This window comes from bacterium, from assembly GCA_021372775.1.
Taxonomy (GTDB): domain Bacteria; phylum Acidobacteriota; class Polarisedimenticolia; order J045; family J045; genus JAJFTU01.
Map to the genome: position 1 here is coordinate 1 of JAJFTU010000177.1, position 2,798 is coordinate 2,798.

Consider the following 2,798-nt stretch of genomic DNA (forward strand, 5'->3'; position numbering starts at 1 on the left):
GGGGCGGAACGTCGTCTTCGACTTCGCGGGCGTGGCGGTCGTCACGCCGTCTTTCGCCGATGAAGTGTTCGGCGACCTTGTCGAAGAACTCGGCTGGGTCGTCGTCAAAGAGCGGGTCCGAGTCGTCGGCGCTTCGAAGCAGGTGAAGCATCTTCTCGCTGTCGTCATGTCCAATCGCGTTCAGCGCGCGGGGCCGTCGCCCGCGGTCTGAGCTGGACGGCACGACGCGCCCGCGCGAGGACCTGCGCGATTTGGCCCCGCTCCCCGCGCCGCGTCGCCGCCGGGAGGCCGCCGACTGCACGCGACAGGGACTTTCGGGCTACCTGAAAGGACCGCGACCTCAGTCGTCCCACGAAAGCTGCGTGGCCGCCTTGCATCCGGCGCAAGCGCACGCGGCGGCGCAGTCGTCGTAGAAGCCGTCGTCGTCGAAGTGATGGCACGCGACGAGCGCGAAGGTCGAGCCGCCGCACCCGCAGGCGAACGGCGTCCAAGGCTCCTCTGGATCAGGCTGCGGCGGCGGGTACCGGCAGGGAAGATGCTGCTCGCCCTCCGCGCCGCAGGCGACGCACGTGAGCCTCACCCGGTTGACTTGGTTGCGCCGCTCGCCGAGGCGCGTCCGGGGCGGCAGCGCCAGATGGAAGATCCGGCCGCCGCAGGCCTTGCATGTCGCCGGATAAGGGACGTAGGCGTCCCCCGGGTATTCGTCCGCGCCGAGATAGCGCCGGACCTCTGTTGCCGCGGCCGCGACCGGGTCGTTCGCGGCCGTCGCTTCGCGCAGATCCAGCGCGGCCGTCACGGCCTGGAAAAGACCGACACCGGCGCCCTGAAGCAGGCGCTCGGGGCGGGACGACGGGGAACGCCGCGACTCATCCTCGGTGGCGTCGTGCCACGTCGCGGCGATTTGCGTCAGTGCAAGTCCCAGAGCGTCGGTTCTCCCTCGCCCCGCCTCCGTCCGGGCGCGGGCCAGGAGGTCCGTGATCCGCCGGCACAGCCCCTCGATGCGGGCGCGCTGGTCATCGTCGAAAGGGTCGAGCGGGAGCCGCTTTCTCGTCCATGCCACCTCGGAAGCGATGGCCGAAAAGCACTCGTCGAGACTCAGAAACATGGCCGTCCCCCCTCGGCCGAGTATAGGGGGCATCTGGAGCGGGACGTCATCCCGCGGCGCCGAAAAGGCGCGACGGCGACGTGGCCGAGGGCGCGGCGCGCCGGGCCATGTCGGTTGCCGGCAGTGATGGGGAAGTGGTGCCCGGGGACGGAATTGAACCATCGACACCGTGATTTTCAGTCACGTGCTCTACCAACTGAGCTACCCGGGCACTCCGTTGGACCGGGAGACTTTAGCCACCGCGGGGGAAACCGTCAAGTCGCGCGTGCCGCGCAGGTCGGCGCCTCGGCGGGAGCGGCGCGGTCAGCGGGCCTTGGCGATGACGAGGCTCACGTCGTCCTCGAAGGGGACGCCGGCGGCGTGCCGCGAGAGGGCGGCGAGGATCGCGTCGCGCAGCGCCTCGGGGGAGTCGCCGCGGTGGGCGGCGACGAGCTCGGCGAGCCGCGCCTCGCCGAACGGCTCGTCCGCGGCGTCGGCCGCGTCGGTCGCGCCGTCGGTGGAGACGACGAGCGCGTCCCCCGGCAGCAGCTCGATCGACTCCGATTCGTAGGTCTGTCCGGGGAGGACGCCGACGACCATCCCGCCGGTCGTCAGGCGGCGGATCTCGCCCCGCTGCCCGGCGACGAGCGGCGGATTGTGGCCGGCGTTGACGTAGACCAGCCGCCGCGAGGCGTCGTCGTAGACGCCGTAGAAGAGGGTCGCGAACTTGTTCGCCGCGGTCGAGGCGCAGAGCTGGTCGTTGACGTCGGAGACGAGCGCGGCGACGTCCGAGCCCCACTGCGCGGCGTGGCTGCGCAGCGCGGCCTGCAGCGAGGCCATCAGCAGCGCGGCCGAGATCCCCTTGCCGGAGAGGTCGGCCAGGGCCAGCGCCATCCGCCGCCCGCCGAGGTCGATGAAGTCGAAGTAGTCGCCGCCGAGGATCCGCGCCGGCCGCGAGACGCCGATGTAGTCGAGCGTCGCCAGCTCCGGGCCGCGCTGCGGGAACAGCGCCTCCTGGACCTCCTGCGCGATCTCCAGCTCGCGGCGCACGCGCTCGCGGTCGGCCGCCTGGCCGATCAGCTGCGCGTAGTCGAGCGCGATCGCCGCCTGCCCGGCGACCGAGAGGAGCAGCAGCCGGTCCTCGCGCGTGTACGGCTCCTCGGAGAGCTTGCCGCCGAGGACGATGCAGCCGACGATCCGCCGCCGCGTGGCCAGCGGCACGACGAGCCGCGCCTCGAACGGGTCGAACGCCCCGCCGGCGTCGAGGCAGGGGCCGGCGGCGCGCAGGACGTGCGGCGGCGCGGGCAGCCGGTCCCAGGTCGTCTCCAGCGAGGGGACGACGTCGATCGTCGTCGGCGCCTCGGGATCGATTCCCTGGACCAGCGCCGCGAGCGCCGGGGCCGTGCGGCAGAGCGCCTGCCCGTCGGGGGCGAGGCCGCCGCCGCGGGCGCCGTTCGGGGCCGCGGCGTAGAGGGCGCAGCAGAAGTCGTTCCCGCCGTCTTCGGCCGCGGCGCGCGCCGCGGGGACGAGCCAGCCCGCCTCGTCGCGGCGCAGGAAGATCGTCACGCCGGAGGGATGGAGCGCGGCGTGCAGCTCGTCGGCGACGAAGCCGAGCAGGCGGCGCGGCTCGGCGGCGCGCTGGCGCACCGCGTCGGCGAGCTCGGAGAGGATCCGCCGCGCGTCGTAGGCGTCGCGGAAGAAGGCGCGGTCGATC

The 2,798-nt window shown here is 73.0% G+C and carries 3 protein-coding genes and 1 tRNA gene; 1 reads left to right on the top strand and 3 read right to left on the bottom strand.

Annotated features, from left to right (window positions below):
• Positions 1 to 31: 31 nt before the first annotated feature.
• Complete coding sequence (locus LLG88_05880; protein MCE5246437.1) at positions 32 to 211, top strand: DUF4325 domain-containing protein; 180 nt, start codon at positions 32 to 34, stop codon at positions 209 to 211.
• A gap of 129 nt (positions 212 to 340) precedes the next feature.
• On the opposite strand, the gene LLG88_05885 is transcribed toward LLG88_05880, so the two are convergent.
• The 3 genes from LLG88_05885 to LLG88_05895 all read right to left on the bottom strand — a co-directional run.
• On the bottom strand, positions 341 to 1,105 hold the full coding sequence (locus tag LLG88_05885) for a hypothetical protein (protein ID MCE5246438.1): 765 nt from the start codon (positions 1,103 to 1,105) through the stop codon (positions 341 to 343).
• 135 nt (positions 1,106 to 1,240) lie between these two features.
• Positions 1,241 to 1,316: transfer RNA gene (locus LLG88_05890), tRNA-Phe, on the bottom strand.
• Positions 1,317 to 1,408: 92 nt separating this feature from the next.
• On the bottom strand, positions 1,409 to 2,798 hold a 1,390-nt coding region (locus LLG88_05895), incomplete at its 5' end, for a PP2C family protein-serine/threonine phosphatase (protein MCE5246439.1).